This window comes from Albibacillus kandeliae, assembly GCF_003116585.1.
In the GTDB taxonomy this organism is placed as follows: domain Bacteria; phylum Pseudomonadota; class Alphaproteobacteria; order Rhodobacterales; family Rhodobacteraceae; genus Albibacillus; species Albibacillus kandeliae.
The window spans coordinates 61215-79009 of record NZ_QEHM01000016.1 but is presented as its reverse complement, the minus strand read 5'-3'; the positions used below and the strand labels follow the sequence as shown (position 1 = coordinate 79009).

Here is a 17795-nt window from a genome sequence, read left to right as displayed (position 1 = left end):
GCCTCCTGCTCCTTAATCATCCCGATTATCTGCGCCTCGGTGAAACGGCTCTTTCGCATTCGTCTGCTCCTTCAGTGTTGGCGCAGACTCTACACTACGATGAGGGATTTCGCGGGGGGCAGGTCAAAAGGTTTACGTGCGCAACCCTGAACGTTTCCCTCTGTCAACCTTTCGAGTGCGAAACGTAAACCTGCGCAACCTTGGAATCCTTGCGGGATCAGCCTGTGGCTTCGAGACCTTCGTTGCAAGATATGCTGTCGTCCAGCATGGAATCCATCTCACACTTGGAAAGCAAAGGCCTGAGTAAGCCAGTAGCGCTTCACCCATCGCTGGCAAGAAACCACTAGGTCAGGTAACTACCACTAGTCCCTATCTGATAAAACGGCCGCGACTCAGAGGAGCTAAGACCATGCACCTAACCAACTCTGGCTCATACGAACCTCACCTCTCTTCAAACTCCTACTTCCCGCTTTAAGGGGGGACTAGACATGAGTTTTCTGGATCGCCTCTTCCCATCTCGCATCAAAGAAAAGGACTTGGCTGCGGCTGTCCGCTCAGGAAAGCACATTGTCACACAGGTCATTGACGTGGAGCACCGAGACAACCTCTTCTTCTATTTGATGACCAGTTCTCCCGAAGGCTGGGCGCTCACACCAGACGGAGCCTTCTTACGCTCGCCCATCCGAGAAAATCGAGACGGCTGGCTCCATGCCATAACGGAAATGTCCGAAGCTGCAGGCATCGAGTACGATGGGGTGTTCGGCCCGATTGATGGTAAAGTTCAGCTTACCAAACCGACAAAATAACAACGGAAGATAGCGTACTCAGTCTCTGGCGTAGACGTCCTCGTAGCGAGTGATGTCGTCCTCACCGAGATAGGCGCCGGTCTGCACCTCGATCAGCACCATCGGCACCTTGCCGGGGTTCTCCATCCGGTGCACCGCGCCGAGCGGGATGTAGACCGACTGGTTCTCGGTCACCAGCTTCACCTCTGCATCCACCGTGACCTTGGCCGTGCCCTGCACCACGATCCAGTGCTCGGAGCGGTGGTGGTGGCTCTGCAGCGACAGGGCGGCGCCCGGGTGGACCATGATGCGCTTGACCTGGAAGCGGCCGCCGATCACCAGGCTCTCGAACCAGCCCCAGGGGCGGTGGTCCTTGGGAAAATGGGTGGCCTGCGCCGCGCCCTTGGCCTTCAGCGCGTCGACCGCCTTCTTCACGTCCTGCGCGCGGTCCTTGGAGGCGACCAGCACCGCGTCGTTCATCGCCACCGCGATCACGTTGTCGAGCCCGATGCCCACCACTTCCAGCCGGTCGCTCTCCGAGCGCAGCAGCGTGTTGGTGCAGTCGATCGCCGTGGCCTCGCCCGAGGTGGCGACGCCCTTCTCGTCCGGCCCCGCCTCGCGCCAGACCGCGTCCCAGCCGCCCAGGTCCGACCAGCCGGCGGCGAAGGGCACCACCGAGAGGTTGTCGGCCTTTTCCATCACCGCGTAGTCGATCGAGATGTCGGCCGCCCCGCTCCAGGCCTCCGGGTCGAGCCGCAGGAAGCCGAGGTCGGGCTTGCCCTGCGCCACCGCCGCCTGCACCGGGGAGATCAGCTCGGGCGCATGGGCGCGGAAGGCGGCGAGGATCGCCTTGACCGAGAACAGGAAGATGCCCGCGTTCCAGAGGTAGGTGCCGGCGGCCACCATCTCCTCGGCGCGGGCGGCGTCGGGCTTCTCGACGAAGCGTTTCAGAGTCAGCGGTTTCGCCTCGAAGGCGCCCGGATCCTCGGCGAGTTCGAGGTAGCCATAGCCGGTTTCGGCATGGGTCGGCTTGATCCCGAAGGTGACGAGGCGCCCCGCCGCGGCGGCCGCGGCCCCGGCCTCGACCGCGGCGCGGAAGGCGGGCGCGTCAGGCACCACGTGGTCCGAGGGCGCCACCAGCATCAGCCCCTCGGGGTCGCGCTGCTCGAGCCAGAGCGCCGCGGCCAGCACCGCGGGCGCGGTGTTGCGCCCCTCGGGCTCGATCAGGATGGCGCCCGGGTCGATGCCCGCGCCGGCCAGCTGCTCGGTCACGATGAAGCGGAAATCGGAGTTGGTGAGCACCAGCGGCGCGGCGAAACCCGGGCCCGAGAGCCGCTCGGCCGAGGCCTGGAACAGGGTGGTCTCGCCCACCAGCGGGACGAACTGCTTGGGATAGGACTTGCGCGAGAGCGGCCAGAGGCGGGTGCCGGAGCCGCCGCAGAGAAGAATGGGAGTGATCATGGAAATGGCCTTGTCCTTTGAATGATGCCGGGCGGGCGTGCCCGAAGGCTAGCGCAGCGCAGGGCCGCCGTCACCCGCCCTGCGCGTGCCGGCTCAGGAAAACCGCAGCTCGACCCGGGTGCCGAGGGCGTCCAGCCCGACCCGGTCGCCGGGGCGCACCGCGACGGCGGGGCAGAGCCCGCCGGTGGCGATCCACTGGCCCGGCGCCGGTGCGATCCCGTAGCGCGCGGCGAGGCCGAGGAACTCCCGCGCCGCGCCGACCGGGCCGCCCTTGACGTTGCCGCTGTCGCCCGCCACCGGGGCGCCGCCGTTGTGGTCGAACCCCACCGGGAACGCCGCCTCCAGCGCGGCGCCGTCAAAGGGGCGCACCGCCCCGATCCACAGCGCCCCCGCCCCGGCGCGGTCGCAGACCTGCCCGGCGAGGCGCGGCTTGGCCGCCTCGGGCAGCACGCTGGCCGGGATCTCGAAGCCGAGCCCCATGCGCGCGAAGGTCCCGGCCTCGGGATCGGCGATCTCGAGCATGATCTCGGGTTCCGCCAGCGGCGCGCAGAGCCCGGCGAGGGGCAGCGCGCCCGCCTCTGCCTCCGACACCTGCAGCTCGTCCGGGACCAGCGGGCCGAAGAACACCTCGGCATTGCCGAAGACCTTCTGCGACCAGGGGTTGGCGCCGCCGATCTTCCAGGCGGCGACCTCGGGGGCCTGCGCCATGGCGATGCCGTAGGCCTCGGCCAGCGTCTCCGGCAGGCCGGCCGGATCCAGCGCCGACGGGGCCCCCGCCGCGCGGCCCTGGCCGAGCGCCGCCAGCAGCGTGGAAAATCTCTCGTCGACAAGGTGGCTGGTCATCTGCTCGGTCCTCCGGGTCCGGGAAAATCGGTCGGCCCTCCAGGGCCTTGCGCCCCGTGCGGGGGCCTCCGATCTCTTCGGGCAAACGCCCGGGAAATGCAACTGCGCGCCCCGCCGTCCGGGCCTCCCGGCGCCGCCCCGGACTCGCCTCACGCGCGGTCCCGCCGGGGCGGGCACAACTGCCTTGCGCCACCAAGCCCTGCGTGTATAACGGCTGCGCCGCGCTTGAAAACGACAGCCCGCGCTGCGTGTGGAGCGTTGTTTTTCTCGCATTTAACGAGGGTTGTGCCGGATCGGACGGAGCCTGCCGGAGCGGCCGGGGGCGCGGCGAAGGAACCTATCCGGGCAAGGCGGACGACAGCTCCGACCCCGCGGGAAGAAAGAGGCGACATGACCCTACGCGCTGCGATCATCGGATACGGCAAGATGGGGCAGATCCGCCACCGCGCGATGGAGCGCCACGGCGGGTTCGAGGTGGTCGCCGCCTGCGACACCCACACCGGGTTCGACGCCGGCATCCCGCTGATGACCGACCCGATGCAGGTCTACGATTACGACCCCGACGTGATCTTCTGCTGCGTGCCCAACATGATGATCCCCGACGTGGTCTGCGAGGCGCTGAAGCGCGGCAAGCACGTGTTCTCGGAAAAGCCGCCGGGGCGCAATTCAGACGATGTGCGCCGGATGCGTGCGGCCGAGGCGACGCGCCCCGAGCTGGTGCTGAAGTTCGGCTTCAACCACCGTTTCCACGACGCCATCGAGAACGCCCGCCAGCTGATCGCCGGGGGCACCATGGGCGACCTCTATTTCATGCGCGGCGTCTACGGCAAGGCGGGCGGCGCGAACTACGCGCAGAACTGGCGCAACGACCCGGACCAGTCCGGCGGCGGCATCCTGATCGACCAGGGCATCCACATGCTGGACCTGTTCCTGATGTTCGCCGAGGGCTTCTCCGAGGTGCAGTCCTTCGTGCAACGCAAGTTCTGGACCGACGTGCCGGTCGAGGACAATGCCTTTGCCCTGATGAAGAGCCCCGAGGGCGTGGTCGCCTCGCTGCATTCCTCGGCGACCCAGTGGCAGCACAAGTTCATCCTCGAGCTCTATACCCGCGGCGGCTTCATCTCGGTCAACGGGATCCTCTCGGCCTCGGGCACCTACGGCACCGAGGTGCTGAACGTGGCGCTGAACCGGCTCGACCAGGACGGCAACCCGATCCCCAACCCCGAGAGCCAGGAGATCCGCTTTACCGAGGACCGCTCGTGGGACAAGGAGATCGCCGAGTTCCACGACGCGGTGGTGCACGGTGCCCCGGTCCTCTGCGGCACCTCGCAGCAGGCGCTCGACGTGATGACCCTGGTGGAGCGGATCTATGCCGCCGACACCGACTGGACCTCGCAGCGGGCGGGCCACGCCGCGCGGGCGGTCTGAAACGGAAAGGCCGGCCCATGTATACCCCCGTTTTCATCGACGAACTACCCGACGCCTCGACCGTCTCCAGCCGCAAGTCCGAGCTCTACCGGCTGACCCGGGCGCGCGGCCTGACCGAGCTGCTGCTCGACGGCACCACCCCCTGGCATGACCGCGCCTGCCCGGGCTGCGGGCAGGACCGCTCGCAGAGCGGCAACTTCAGCCAGGCGCTGATCCCCTTCCACCGCTGCAGCCACTGCAACACCATCTATGCCGCCAAGGTGCCCGCCCAGGCCCCGCTCGACGCGCTGCGGGCGCGGCTGCAGGCCGAGCGCCCCGAGGCCCATGCAGAGGCCGACGCCGGCTCGCGCCAGGAGTTCGAGTTCGTCTCGGTGCTGAACTGGATCCGCCTGACCGAGGCGCGCGCCGCCACCGGGCGGCCGCTGGCGCAGGTGCTCGACTACCGCTTCTGCTCGGAGAACCCGGCCTGGCCCGGCGCAGTGGCGCGGCTGGCGCAGAACCGCGGCTGGCAGTTCCTGCCGCTGGCCCCGGACTCCGAGCCGCTGGCCGACCTCGCCCGCACCCTGCGGCAAAGCCCGCCCGACGCGGTGTTGCTGAACGCCGAGCTGGACCGCAGCGCCGATCCGCGCGCGCTGCTGCAGACGATCCGCGACCATGCCCCCGAGGGCACGCTGGTCTTCGTCGCCACCTCCTGCGCCGACGGGCTGGAATACGAGATCCTCGGCGCCGACTCCCCCAGCTTCGTGCCCCTCGACCGGCTCAACGTCTTCTCGGTGAAGGGCTTCGAGGCGCTGGCCCGGGGCCTCGGCTACGACTGCCTCGAGATCTCGACGCCCGGGCGGCTCGACGCGGTGATCCTGCAGCGCTACTTCACCGAGATCGAGAGCGCCGCGGTGCCCTTCTGGTCCGGATTCTTCCGCGAGGCCGACAGGGACCGGCTGCGCGACCTGCAGATCCTGCTCCAGCGCAGCCTGCGCTCCGGCGTGATGCGCTTCGTCCTGAAAACCTGACACCAAGACCCCGATACAGGCTCTAATATGGCATCTCTCTTTCCCGTCACCCCCTTCGAGACCTGCGCGGGCTTTTCCGCGGCCTATTTCGAGCAGCTCGCGGCCGCGGCCAGGGCCTGCGACCTCAGCGCGCTCGACCGCATCGCCGAAATGGTGCGCGAGACCATCGCCAGCGACAACTTCATCTACATCTGCGGCAACGGCGGCTCGGCCGGCATCGCCAACCACTCGCTCTGCGACTTCCTCAAGTGCGTGCGCACCGACACCGCGCTGATGCCGCGGGTGATGTCGCTCGCCGCCCATACCGAGATGAACTCGGCGCTGGCCAACGACATCTCCTACGACGAGGTCTTCGCCTACCAGCTCGCCTCGATGGGCCGCCCCGGCGACCTGGTCTGGACCGTCAGCTCCTCGGGCAATTCGCCCAACGTGGTGCGGGCGCTGGAAGTGGCCCGCGAAAAGGGCATGCGCTCGGTCTCCTTCACCGGCTTCGACGGCGGCCGCTCGCGCGCGCTGGCCGACGTGAACGCCCATGTCGACGCCCACAACTACGGCGTGGTCGAGGACATCCACATGAGCTTCATCCACATCATCACCCAGTACCTGCGCCTCAGCCACATGGACCAGGGGCTGCTCGGCGAACGGAAGTTCTGAGCTTGCCCCCCGGAGCGGCGATCGACGCGGCGGCCCTGCACGCGGCTCTCCCGGCCCTGCTGGAACGCATCGCCGCCGAGATCTTCGCCGATCCGGTCGAGGTCGCCGAGAAGGGCGACAGCGGGCTCGATTTCGTCACCTCCGTCGACCTCGCGGTGCAGGCCCGGCTCGAGGCCGAGCTGGCCATGCTGCTGCCGGGCTCGGCGGTGGTGGGCGAGGAGGGCTTTGCCGGGATGGACACCAGCGACCGGCCGGTCTGGCTGGTCGATCCGCTGGACGGCACGGTGAACTTCGTCGCCGGGCTGCCCGCCTTTGCCATCGCCGTGGTGCTGGTGGTCTCCGGCGCCCCGGTGCTCGCCGCGGTGCGCGACATCGTGCAGGGCACCACCTATTCCGCCATCGCCGGGGGCGGCGCCTTCCGCGACGGCGCCCCGATGGCGCGGCGCGGCCACGGCGCCCGGCTGGCGGTGCTGAGCTCCGGCCTGCTCGCCGATCTCGCCGCCCACAGCCCCGAAACCCTGTCGCGCCTGCTGCGCAGCTTCAAGCTGCGCAACCTCGGCAGCCAGGCGCTGCACCTCTGCCATGCCGCCGCCGGCCATGTCAGCCTCGTCGCCAGCCGCGAGGCACGCGGCTGGGACGACCTCGCCGGGGCCCTGATCGCCCGCGAGGCCGGGCTGAGATACGGCCATTATGCAGGCTCTGAACAGGGCATTTCCCCCGGGATCGGCGCCGAGCAGCACAGCCTCTGTGCCCCCGCCGATCTCTTCGATACCCATGTCTCGGATTTCGCCCTCTCGCTGGGCCCCCGGAAAGGACCGACCCCATGAAGACCGTCGCCATGATCCCCGCCCGCATGGGCAGCCAGCGCCTGAAGAAGAAGAACCTCGCGCCGCTGGCCGGGCAGCCGCTGATCACCCATGCCATCGACAAGTGCCGCGCCGCGGGCTGTTTCGACGCCATCTACATCAACTCGGAGAACGCCGAGTTCGGCCAGTTCGCCGATGGCGAGACGGTGAAGTTCTACCAGCGCCCCGAGGAGCTGGGCAATTCCGTCGCCACCTCCGAGCAGTTCGTCTACGACTTCCTCAAGAACGTCGACTGCGACCTGCTGGTGCAGGTCCATTCCATCGCCCCGCTGCTGAGCGCCGAGGAGGTCAAGACCTTCTCCGAGGCCTTCATCGCCTCCGACGCCGATGTCATGCTCTCCTGCATCGAGGACCAGATCGAGGTCGCCTACCAGGACCAGCCGGTCAACTTCACCTTCGCCGAGAAGACCAACTCGCAGGATCTGAAGCCGGTGCAGCGGGTCACCTGGTCGATCACCGGCTGGCGCGCAAAACCCTATGTCGAGGCGGTCGAGGCCGGCGGCATCGGCACCTACAACGGCAAGATCGCCTTCTACCCGGTCAACGCGATCTCGGGCCACGTGATCAAGACCCAGCAGGATCTCGACATCGCCGAGGCGCTGCTCTCGGTCCTGAACAAGTGAGCCCCGCCATGAGCACCGTTCTCGTCTCCAACATCATGATGATCAACGAGCGCGACCGCTTCGACGCGCTGCTGCGCGAAAAGGGCGTGACGCCGATCTGGCCCGAGGTGAACCAGTTCATGGACGAGGCCCAGTGCCTGACCTTCGCGGGCGAGGTCGACGGCTGGCTCGCCGGCGACGACAAGATCACCGAAACCGTGCTCCGGGCCTTCCTGCCGCGCCTGAAGGTGATCTCCAAATGGGGCACGGGCATCGATTCCATCGACCTCGCCGCCGCAAAGGCGCTCGGCGTGCCGGTCTGCAACTCGCCCGGCGCCTTCCGCGACGCGGTCAGCGAATATGCCATCGGCCTGCTGCTGGCCGCCACCCGGCGGCTGGCGCGCACCGACCGCATGATCCGCCAGGGCGGCTGGCCCAAGGGCCGCTTCCCGGGCATGGCCGGGCGCACCATGGGCGTCGTCGGCTACGGCGCCATCGGCCAGGGCGTGGGCCAGCGCGCCCGCGGCCTCGGCATGGAGGTGATCGCCCACGACCCCTACATGCAGAGCGCGCCGGACGGCACCGAACTGGTCAGCTTCGAGGCGCTGCTGGAGCGCGCCGACGTGATCACGCTCTGCTGCAACCAGACGCCCGAGAATTACCACCTGCTGAACGCCGACACGCTGGGCCGCGCCCGCGACGGGGTGATCCTGTGCAACGTGGCGCGCGGCGGGCTGATCGACGAAACCGCGCTGGTGGCCGGGCTCGCCTCGGGCAAGGTGGCCGCCGCCGCGCTCGACGTCTTCGAGACCGAGCCGCTGCCGCAGGATCATCCGCTGATGGGCTTCGAGAACGTCGCGCTCTCGAGCCACAATGCCAACAGCACCGTCGAGGCGATCGAACATGTCCATGTCAATACCCTCGACAACCTCTTCGCCCATCTCGGCGGCTGACCCGGGCGCGCGATGAGACACCGCCTGCAGGGATATGTCACCGGATCAGAGCCTGATCTGGCTCCGGAACTGGCAAACGCCTTCGATCTCGACGCCTGGCGCGAGGCCACCCCGCTGCGCTTCTTCGGCGCCGGGCTGGAGGTGACGGCGGGCGACCTCTGCGTCGCGCTGGTCCATCTCCGCCCCGACGGCAGCGAGGAAACCCTCGCCCGGCTGGACCAGACCGGCCCCGGCACGGCCTTCAGCCCGCCCCTGCACCTGCCCGACCTCGCCGGGCTGCTGCTGCCCCGGATCGAGCGCGTCGCCGAGGGCACCGCCTTCGATTTCTACTTCGGCACCGACGATCCGGCGCGCACCCCGCACCTGCGGGTGGGGCTGCTGCTGGAAAGCGGCAGCGCGGCGGAGAACCAGGCTCTGGCCGAGGCCTTCGGGGCCCTGGCGCCCGCGAACGGCGGGGACGAGTTGCACCCGGTGCTGTTCGCCGCGCCCCCCGCGCCCGAAGGGGCCGGGATACCGGTCCTGACCGGCGACACCAGCCCCGGGCGGCGGCTCTACGAAGCGGCCTACGGGGCGCTGGCGGCCCGGGACTTCACCCATGTCTGCCTTGGCGCGGCCGGGCCGGTGCCCGCCGGCGGCCATGCCGAGGGGCTCGCCCGCCTTGCCGCCTTCCTGCGCTTCGCCCACCCCGGGCGCCGGATCGCCGCGCCCGCCCTCGCCGAGGGGCAGCTGCGCTTCGGCCATCGTCTCGCCGCCCCGGCAGAGGCGGCGGATCCGCATCTCGCCCTCGCGGCCGACGCCCCGCAGGTTGCCGCCGCCTCCGCCGCCTCGGGGGCCCGCCAGCCCGATTACCGGGCCGATCCGGCCGGCTGGAGCGCCCTCGCCCTGCGCGACCTGCACGCCGCCGGCCTCCCGGCGCCGGGGCAGGACATGGCCCATGACCTGCGCCTCGCCGCCGCCGGCATCGTCACCACCTGCCCGCTCTCGCTCTGGCAGCCGCGTCCGGCGGATCCCCGCCCCGGCGGTGCCGCGGCGATCAAGGCGCGCTGGCGCGCCCTCGCCCGGGCCGGGCGGCTGGGAGATCCCGAGACCCTCGCCCGAGACTTCGGCGCGGCCGTGACCGGGGCCATCGACGCCGATCCGGCCACCGCCCGCGACCTGCTGGCCGCCATGGCCGCCCTGCTGGCGACCCCCGCGCGCCCGGCCCTGCCGGTGCCCGCCCCCGAGGCCCCGCCGGAAGAACTGGTCCGGGCGCTGGCCCGCACCGCCGCCGCGCTGCCCCGGCGCCTGCCCGCCCGAGCCGCCGCCGAAGCCGGGGCCGAACAGCGCGAGAGCGCCATTTCCGCATGGGCCCGGCGCCTCGCTCCCGACGCGCTGCCTGGCCCGGATGCACAGGACCGCGCGCTGGCCGCCGCCCATCTCAAGCTGGAGCGGCTGCGCGACGAGATGCACCTCGCCCTGCGCGACCAGGAGGTGCGGATGCGGGCCCTGCTGCAGCGCAACCGGCTCGACGACCCGGTCCGCACCCATGCCGACCAGGACCGCGCCAGCCAGCTTGCCCTCGCCCTGCTGAAGAACCGCCACGCCGGGCAGCGCGCCGTCATCGTCGGCAACGGCCCCAGCCTCGCGATCTCCGACCTCGAACGCCTCGGCGACGCGGTCACCTTCGCCTCCAACAAGATCTACCTCGCCTTCGAGCAGACCTCGTGGCGGCCCGACTACTACTCGGTCGAGGACAGCCTGGTGATCCAGAACAACCGCGAGCGGATCGCCGCGCTGACCGGCACGATCAAGATCTTCCCCGACAACATGCGCCTCTTCGGCTACCATTCGGCGGATACGGTCTTTGCCCCCTTCATCGGCCCGAAATCCTTCGATGATCCCTTGTCAGACCCTGATTTCCCGGGATTCAGCGACGATCTCCAGGTCGGGCTCTGCTGGGGATCCACCATCGTCTACAGCCAGATCCAGATCGCCCTCTTCCTCGGCTGCACCGAGATCGTGCTGATCGGCCTGGACCACAGCTACCAGCTGCCCAGCGTCCGGCGCGATCAGTACTACCTGCACGAGGGCGAGCAGAACCATTTCCACCCGGAATACCGGACCATGGGCGAGAAGTGGAACCAGCCCAACCTCGAGGTGCTCGAGGTCTCCTACGCCCGCGCCCGCGACGCCTGCGCCGCGCGCGGGGTGCGGGTGCTGAACGCCTCGCGCCAGAGCGCCCTCGACATCTTCGAACGGGCCGGGTTCGACAGCCTGTTCCCGCCGCGCGGAGAGCCCTGATGAGCGATGTACGCATCTTCGACGCCCGGACCTGCACCCTCGGCGAGGGGCCGCTCTGGCATCCCCGGCTGGAGCAGCTGTTCTGGTTCGACATCGTGAACGGCAGGCTGCTGTCGCGCCGGGGCGACGAGACCCATGAACGCGACCTCGGCCGCTGCGTCAGCGCGGCGGGCTGGATCGACGAGGCCACCCTGCTGATCGCGGGCGAGACCGGGCTGACCCGCCTCGACCTCGCCACCGGCGCCGAGGAGATGCTCTGCCCGATCGAGGCCGACCGCCCCGAGACCCGCTCCAACGACGGGCGCGCCGACCCCTGGGGCGGCTTCTGGGTCGGCACCATGGGCAAGGCGGGCGAGGCCGGCGCCGGCACGCTCTACCGCTGGTACCGGGGCGAACTGCGCGTGCTGGAGACCGGGCTGACCACGCCCAACGCCATCTGCTTCGACCGGGACAGGCTCTGCGCCTACTATACAGACACGAAAACCCGGCAGATCTGGCGCCAGCCGCTCGACCCCGGAACCGGCTGGCCCGAGGGCGGCAAGGCGGTCTTCCTCGACCTGGGCGCCACCCCCGAGGCGCTCGAGCACAAGCCCGACGGCGCGGTGATCGACGCCGAGGGCTGCCTCTGGAGCGCGCAGTGGGGCTCGGCCCGGGTGGCCCGCTACAGCCCCGACGGCGCCTTCCTCTCGGCCATCGACCTGCCCACCGGCCATACCTCCTGCCCCGCCTTCGGCGGCGCCGGGCTCGCCACCCTCTTCGTCACCTCCGCCACCCAGAAACTGCCGGAGGACCGCCCCGGCTGGCAGGCGACGGCAGGACAGACCTTCGCGGTCCCCGGAGCCGGGCGCGGCCTCCCCGAACCCCGGGTGACGGCATGACCGGCCCCTTGCGCTCCCGCCGCCAAACCCGGACAGTCGGAACCTCGACCAGACCGCCGAGCCAGAGAGGATCCCCGTGCGCCTGAAACTCCATGTCGGCCTGCACAAGACCGCCACCACGTCGATCCAGCAGACCCTGTCCCGGAACCGGGATCTCCTCGCGCGGAACGGCTGGAACTACCCGGTCGTCCTGAACGAGCGCGACCGGCAGTTCCCGAACCACGCCATGCCCTTCTACGCGGCCTTCCTCGAGAGCTATCGCGGGCGCCAGCAGCTGCTGTCCCGCGGCTACGAGGAATCCTGGGCGCGGCCGATGTTCCGCGAGCGGCTGGCCGAGGCGGTGCGGAGCGGTGACAGGGTGCTGATGTCGGGCGAGGGCATCTCACTCCTCGCCGCCCCCGAACTGGCGGAGGTCCGGCGCTTCTTCGACGACCTCGGCGTGGCGCTCGATCCGATCTGCTTTGTCCGCAGCCCCTCCGAGATGGCCGCCAGCGGCATGCAGGAGAACATCAAGCACGGGCACAAGTTCATGCTCAAGCCGGTGCGCAAGTTCGACGCCATCGAACGGCTGAAGGCCGAGCTCGGCCATCTCGAGACCTACCCCTTCGCCCGCGCCAAGCGCCATCCGCTCGGGCCGGTCGGCTTCTTCATCGAGACCCTCGGCCTCGGCGACCCGGAGGCCTTCGAGATCTTCCGCAAGAACGACAGCATGAGCGACCGCGCCACCCGGCTGATCGGCTTCGTGAACCGGGTGCAGCCGATCTCGGCCGACCGCAAGCCGAACCCGCACCGGTTCTACGACGACGCGCGCCCGCTCTGGGACCTGCCGGGGCGCAAGTTCGTCTTCACCGAGGGCGAACAACAGGTTCTGTACGAGCGCATCATGGAGGAAAACGAGAAGTACCAGCAGGTGCTCGGGCCCGAGTACTGCGACGACGGCACCGAGAGCGCCCCGGTGGCAGACGCCTGGTCGGAAGAGGCCAGCGCCTTCGTGGCCGCGGCCCTGCCGGATCTGAACCCGCTGCTCTGGCCCGCGGTCTGCCTCTATCTCGAGGTCACCCCCGGCATCGCCCCCGCCCTCGCCGACCCGGTGACCGAGACGGTCCTGCGGCTGCTGCCCGAGCACGGCGACCTGGTCCGCAAGGGGCTCGACTTCCACGAGGAGGCGCTGCAGAACTCCGCCCGCTTCGTCTCGCTGGCGAGCGGCACGACGGTGCGCCCCGGGGAGATCACCCGCGCGGCCCGGCGCGTCGAGGAGCGCATCGCCGGCGCCCTCGCCCAGTCCTGATCCCCTTCCTGATCCCCTTCGCCCGGCGGATCGCCCCCCGCCGGGTCCCCAGAACGAAAGACACCGCGAATGGTTGAGCGTCTCCTTCTCCACATCGGCACCCACAAGACCGGGTCCTCCTCGATACAGGCCTCGGTCGACGGCTACGACGACGGCACCCTGTTCTACGCCCGCTTCAACATGCCGAACCATTCCGACGCGATGTATACCGCCTTTGCCGAGGCGCCCGAATCCTACGCGATCTGGCGCCGGCACGGGCTGACCCGGGCGCAGGTGCAGGACAAGCGCCGGGCTTATCGCGACCGCTTCGAGCAGGACCTCGCGCGCGAAGACCGCGCGGCGCTGGTGGTCTCGGGCGAGAGCATGAGCCGGATCGACCCCGCCGGAAAGACCGAGCTGATCGACTTCGCCCGCCGCCACCTCGGCGAGATCGAGGTGCTCTGCTACGTGCGCGCGCCGGTGTCCTTCGCCGCCTCCGCCTTTCAGGAGCGGGTCAAGAGCGGCATCAAGAACGTGCAGGCCTCGATCAGCCCCGGCTACCGGAACTGCCTCGAGACCTACGACGAGCTGCTCGGAACCGGCCGGGTCCGGGTCCGGGTCTTCGACCGCAGGCACCTCGAGGGCGGCAGCGTGGTCCGCGATTTCTGCACCCAGGCGGGGATGGATCCCGACCGGGTCACCGAGACCAGCCGCAACGAGAGCCTCTCGGCCTCCGCGCTCAAGATCCTCTATACCTTCAACCGGACCAACCCCTGCTTCTACGGCGAGAAGTCCCTGGTCCGGGCCCGGCGGCAGCTGATTTCCTCTTTGCAGAGCCTGTATGCGGGTACCGGGGCGGTGGATCCGGCCCGCTTCGTCCGGCACGCCGACCATTCCGATCTCGACTACCTGCGCAGCGCCCACGGCATCGTCTTCGACGACCCGGGCCTGCCCGACAACGCCCTGGATCTGGAAAGCTGGCTCGACGACTTCTCCGATGTCGACCTTGCCCGCCTGGCCGACCTGGTCGAGGCCCCGCGCCGCCATGCCGGCGACGTCGCCTGGCTGGCGAGCAGGCTCTACTACCGCCACCTCTGTGAGGCGGCCTGACCCGGACCTACCCCCTGACCTGGCCCCTGCCCCGCCGGGCTCAGCCGGGCCGGGTGCGGTTGCGGAAGCCCTGCATCACCTTCACCTGGTCGGGGAAGAAGTAGCGCACCCCCGGGTCGCTCCCCATCAGGTGCACCTCGATGGCCCTGAGGCAGCGCTCCAGCGCCTCGCCCCGGTCCTCCACCTCCTGCGCGATGCGGATGTTGCGCTCCAGCTGGGGCATCAGGTAGCGGCGGAAGTTCAGGACGAATTCCAGCGAATAGGCCCTGCGGGCCGCGAAGTAGCCGGCGAGGATGATCATCGCCGAGAACAGCCCGTCGATGCGCTTCTCGACCCGGGCGATGCTGATGTCGTTGACGATGGAATCGTCGCGGTAGCGGTAGTTCAGGTAGCTTTCGGGCAGGCTGGCGATGCGCTTGGCGCAGTGCACCAGCCGCGGGGTGGTCGCCACGTCCTCGAACAGGATGTCCGGGTAGAAGATGTCGTTGTCGAGGAACAGGCTGGTCTTGTAGAGCTTGTTCCAGGCCGCGCCGACAAAGGTCGGCCCCTCGCCGAACATGCTGTGGATGGTGTAGCGGGTCCGGGTCCCGCCCGAGACCGGGTAGGAGCCGATGTTGCGCCCCTCCGACATCCGCGCCGCCGAGCATTGCACGATGTCGGCCTGCGCGCGCTCCATCAGTTCCAGCAGCCGGGCGTACATCTCGGGCTCGAGCCAGTCGTCGCTGTCGACAAAGCCGATCAGCGCCCCCCGGGCGGCCCGGATCCCGGTGTTGCGGGCGGATCCCAGCCCCTGGTTCTCGGCGTGCGAGATCAGCCGCACCCGTGCATCCCGGTCCGCGTAGTCCCTGATAATCTCCGCCGCGTTGCCGGGCGAGCAGTCGTCGACGCAGAGCACCTCGAGGTTGGCATGGGTCTGGGCGAGGATCGAGTCGAGGCACTGCGGCAGGTAGACCTCGGTGCCGTAGACCGGCACCACGACCGAGATCAGCGGCGCCGGTTCCGCCCCGCCCGGGGCCGCCGCCTCAGAAGAGACTGTCATAGTCCACCTTCGGGAAGGAATTCAGCTTGCTGCCCGGCGTGGCGTTCAGGATCTCGATGCCGTTCTCCTCGGCCCAGCGGGCGGCGGCGTCATAGGCCCGGTTCATCTTCTCGACGTCGGGCATTTCCCAGACCTGGCCGTTCTCGTGGTTGGTGTAGGCGGCCGAGAAATGGGTCTCGAGCCCCTTGCCCGACCACTTGCGGTCGGCGTTCACGTTCTCGTCCGGGATCGGGTAGTTGTGGTCGGCCCCGACCAGGATGATCTGCCGGCAGCCCATGATGGCGGCGATCTGCAACAGGCCCACGGTCACCGTGAAGCCCTCGTGCAGGGCCGAGGGATCGTTCGAGAAGGTACACTGCCGGGTATAGTCCAGGTGCACCGGCACCAGGTTCTCCAGCTTCGAGACGTCGAAGTGCTTGAGGATCGTGTAGGGCAGGAACTTGACCACCTCGGCCGGCATCCGCTCGGCGATCTCGGCGGCGTTCTGCTCGGCCAGGACACGGTCCTGCAGCATCCAGTAATTGTAGACGAAGCCCCATTGCTCGAAGCCGAGGAAGGCCCGGTTCGAGCCCAGGGTGATCTCGTGCGCGAGGCGGGTCATGTCGATCTTGTTCAGCGACGGCCCGTTGCCGATCACGAAGCAGCGCTCGCCGGCGTGGATCCCGGCGAAATCCTGCAGGCTGCGGCCGAACATGGCGCGGAACACGCTCTCCATGGTCCGCGACACCAGGGTGGCGTTGTACTTGAGCCTGTTCAGCTCGTTGGTCCGGTTCTGCAGGGTCTGTTCGGTCCGGGCCAGCCGGTCCTCCAGCGCGTCCATCCCGGCCAGCCGCCGTTCCAGCGCCTCGAGGCGACCGCCGAAGAGCGCCTCGGCCGAGGCGGCAGGCGGCACGTCAGCGGGCACCTCGGGGGACGGCGGGGCCGCGTCCGCGACCGGGGCGGGCGTCCCTTGGAACATCTTCTTCAGCATAACGGTCACCCTTCGGTTGGCAGGTCAGTCGCCGCGTTTCCTGGCATAGACGACGCCACTGTAGTTCTCTCCGACGTGTTGCAGCGGGCGGTACTCGGAATGATCGCCGAACCAGACCGACTTCGCCACCTGGTAGTCGAACCCGGCGTCGTCGAGCACGTCGATGATGTCCCTGAGGCTGTTACCGCCGTTGCCCTTGCCGAAATGGTACTCGCAGAAGATGCTGCCAACCCCGTCCAGCTTGTCGCGCACGGATTTCATCACCTCGGCCTCGCTGCCCTCGATGTCGAGCTTGAGGAAGTCGACGGGCTTGTCGAGGCAGTCCGCCAGCGCGACGGTCTCCACCTCCACGGCGCTGTCCCTCAGGTCCTCGGTGATCTCCCGCGGCGCCAGCGACGCGGCCATGCTGTCCCGGGAATCGAGGAACAGGGTCTGCCGCCCCGTCTCAGTGCTGAGCGCGGCCTTGATCAGGGTCACGCCGGTCAGCTTGTTGCGGGTGATGTTCTCCATCGCGACCCGGTAGCACTCCTCGTTCGGCTCGAACCCGATGATCTCCGCGTTCGGGTAGACCGCCTTGAAGAAGAGCAGCGACAGCCCGATGTTCGAACCGCCGTCGATGATCCGGTGCGGCGCGTCGAAATCCTCCGAGAAATGGTATTCCTCGCGGAACACCAGCTCGTTGAGCTGGATCCAGAGCGATTTGCGGTCGAGATAGCCGATCTCGTAGCCCCACAGCCGGAAGGGCTCGCCCTCCTCCAGCAGCAGGTTGTAGTCGTTCAGCGCGTCCTTGAGCTTGGGGATCCGCCGCAGCTTGGCCGCCTTGCCGCCGAACAGCCGGCCGTAATCCTCGAGCCGCGCCCGCTCCGCCACCTGCGCGGGTGCCCCCGTGCCCTTGCCCAGCTCCGCGATCGCCTTGTTCAGGGTCTCTTTCTCGCCGGCCCGGGCCGTGGCCACCTCCTGCCGGATGCGCTTCAGACCCTCTTCCTGGATCTCCCGCGTCTCGCGCCGGGCCTTCTGCAACTGGGCCCGCAGGTCCTGTTCGAAGGCCTCGTGGCGCTGGTGCATGAAATCGCCGCGCTCCGCCTCCAGCGTCTTCAGCGCCGTCAGCTGGTCCTGCAGACCCTGCAGCGCCGCCGCGCTCACCTGCGACTCCCGCAGCGCCTTCAGCTCGCGCCCGACCAGGCGGCCGATATCCTCGCCCCCCGGGGTCTTCAGCGCCTTGCCCAGATCGCTACGCAGCGCCTCCTGGGCCTGGAACAGGAAATCGCCGCGTTCCTTCTGGCCGTGATCCAGCTGCTCCACCCGGTCGCGCAGCTCCCGCAGCGCGTACAGGACCTCCTCGCGCAGCCCCCCGACCGCATGGGCCAGCTCATCCTGGCGGCGCAGGCTCTCGTCGCGCAGCCCGCCCAGGGTCTGCCCCTGTTCCTCGATCAGCAGCAGCGACTTGCGGGTCCGCTGGCGCACGGCAAATACGGTGCGGTAGATGAAGCGGAAAATCCCGAACCTGTAGAAAAAATTTCTCATCTTGCTCTCTTGCCCGGCTGCGTCAGCCGATGGCGGCGGTGGGTGAGGAGGCACCGGGGCCAACGCGCCGAAGCCCCGGACAGGAGGTGTCGCCGGACACTATCCAGAAACCGCCATGTGCTTCA

At 69.0% G+C, this 17795-nt stretch carries 16 protein-coding genes; 11 read left to right on the top strand and 5 right to left on the bottom strand.

Annotated features, from left to right (window positions below; translation table 11 throughout):
* The first annotated feature begins 488 nt into the window (after positions 1-488).
* Positions 489-806, top strand: a complete 318-nt coding sequence (locus tag DDT93_RS25560) for a hypothetical protein (RefSeq protein WP_109468759.1) — start codon at positions 489-491, stop codon at positions 804-806.
* Between the two features lie 18 nt (positions 807-824).
* Here the strand turns inward: DDT93_RS25560 and DDT93_RS25555 are convergent, their stop codons facing one another.
* Together DDT93_RS25555 and DDT93_RS25550 are read right to left on the bottom strand one after the other, a co-directional pair.
* Positions 825-2246, bottom strand: coding sequence for a mannose-1-phosphate guanylyltransferase/mannose-6-phosphate isomerase (locus DDT93_RS25555; protein ID WP_109468758.1), 1422 nt, complete (start codon positions 2244-2246; stop codon positions 825-827).
* A 93-nt stretch (positions 2247-2339) separates the two neighbouring features.
* Positions 2340-3089, bottom strand: a complete 750-nt coding sequence (locus tag DDT93_RS25550) for a hypothetical protein (RefSeq protein WP_109468757.1) — start codon at positions 3087-3089, stop codon at positions 2340-2342.
* Positions 3090-3479: 390 nt separating this feature from the next.
* On the opposite strand from DDT93_RS25550, the gene DDT93_RS25545 reads away from it, so the two are divergent.
* The 10 genes from DDT93_RS25545 to DDT93_RS25500 all read left to right on the top strand — a co-directional run bounded on the left by DDT93_RS25545 (position 3480) and on the right by DDT93_RS25500 (position 14137).
* Entirely contained in the window at positions 3480-4517 is a 1038-nt protein-coding gene (locus tag DDT93_RS25545) for a Gfo/Idh/MocA family protein (protein WP_198654975.1), read from the top strand.
* A 17-nt stretch (positions 4518-4534) separates the two neighbouring features.
* Positions 4535-5527, top strand: coding sequence for a hypothetical protein (locus DDT93_RS25540; RefSeq protein ID WP_109468755.1), 993 nt, complete (start codon positions 4535-4537; stop codon positions 5525-5527).
* A 27-nt stretch (positions 5528-5554) separates the two neighbouring features.
* A complete protein-coding gene (locus DDT93_RS25535; protein WP_109468754.1) occupies positions 5555-6181 on the top strand; it encodes a D-sedoheptulose-7-phosphate isomerase in 627 nt (208 codons plus the stop codon).
* 2 nt (positions 6182-6183) lie between these two features.
* Entirely contained in the window at positions 6184-7008 is an 825-nt protein-coding gene (locus tag DDT93_RS25530; protein WP_157960301.1) for an inositol monophosphatase family protein, read from the top strand.
* On the top strand, positions 7005-7670 hold the full coding sequence (locus tag DDT93_RS25525) for an acylneuraminate cytidylyltransferase family protein (RefSeq protein ID WP_109468753.1): 666 nt from the start codon (positions 7005-7007) through the stop codon (positions 7668-7670). The genes DDT93_RS25530 and DDT93_RS25525 overlap by 4 nt, the downstream gene beginning before the upstream one ends.
* 8 nt (positions 7671-7678) lie before the next feature.
* Positions 7679-8602 carry a phosphoglycerate dehydrogenase gene (locus DDT93_RS25520; RefSeq protein WP_109468752.1) on the top strand — a complete coding sequence of 308 codons (924 nt, stop codon included), beginning with the start codon at positions 7679-7681 and terminating at the stop codon, positions 8600-8602.
* Positions 8603-8614: 12 nt separating this feature from the next.
* A complete protein-coding gene (locus DDT93_RS25515) occupies positions 8615-10882 on the top strand; it encodes a 6-hydroxymethylpterin diphosphokinase MptE-like protein (protein WP_109468751.1) in 2268 nt (755 codons plus the stop codon).
* Positions 10882-11760 carry an SMP-30/gluconolactonase/LRE family protein gene (locus DDT93_RS25510; RefSeq protein ID WP_109468750.1) on the top strand — a complete coding sequence of 293 codons (879 nt, stop codon included), beginning with the start codon at positions 10882-10884 and terminating at the stop codon, positions 11758-11760. The genes DDT93_RS25515 and DDT93_RS25510 overlap by 1 nt, the downstream gene beginning before the upstream one ends.
* 76 nt (positions 11761-11836) lie before the next feature.
* Positions 11837-13048 (top strand): hypothetical protein, encoded by a 1212-nt coding sequence (locus DDT93_RS25505; RefSeq protein WP_109468749.1) that lies wholly within the window; start codon positions 11837-11839, stop codon positions 13046-13048.
* A 69-nt stretch (positions 13049-13117) separates the two neighbouring features.
* Positions 13118-14137 (top strand): hypothetical protein, encoded by a 1020-nt coding sequence (locus tag DDT93_RS25500; protein ID WP_109468748.1) that lies wholly within the window; start codon positions 13118-13120, stop codon positions 14135-14137.
* 40 nt (positions 14138-14177) lie between these two features.
* Here the strand turns inward: DDT93_RS25500 and DDT93_RS25495 are convergent, their stop codons facing one another.
* From DDT93_RS25495 to DDT93_RS25485, 3 genes are read right to left on the bottom strand one after another with little or no spacing between them, the layout of a single operon-like run.
* Complete coding sequence (locus DDT93_RS25495; protein WP_109468747.1) at positions 14178-15176, bottom strand: glycosyltransferase family 2 protein; 999 nt, start codon at positions 15174-15176, stop codon at positions 14178-14180.
* A complete protein-coding gene (locus DDT93_RS25490) occupies positions 15160-16146 on the bottom strand; it encodes a 6-hydroxymethylpterin diphosphokinase MptE-like protein (RefSeq protein WP_109468746.1) in 987 nt (328 codons plus the stop codon). The genes DDT93_RS25495 and DDT93_RS25490 overlap by 17 nt, the downstream gene beginning before the upstream one ends.
* Positions 16147-16170: 24 nt before the next feature.
* Positions 16171-17670 carry an FkbM family methyltransferase gene (locus tag DDT93_RS25485; protein ID WP_109468745.1) on the bottom strand — a complete coding sequence of 500 codons (1500 nt, stop codon included), beginning with the start codon at positions 17668-17670 and terminating at the stop codon, positions 16171-16173.
* Positions 17671-17795: the final 125 nt, after the last annotated feature.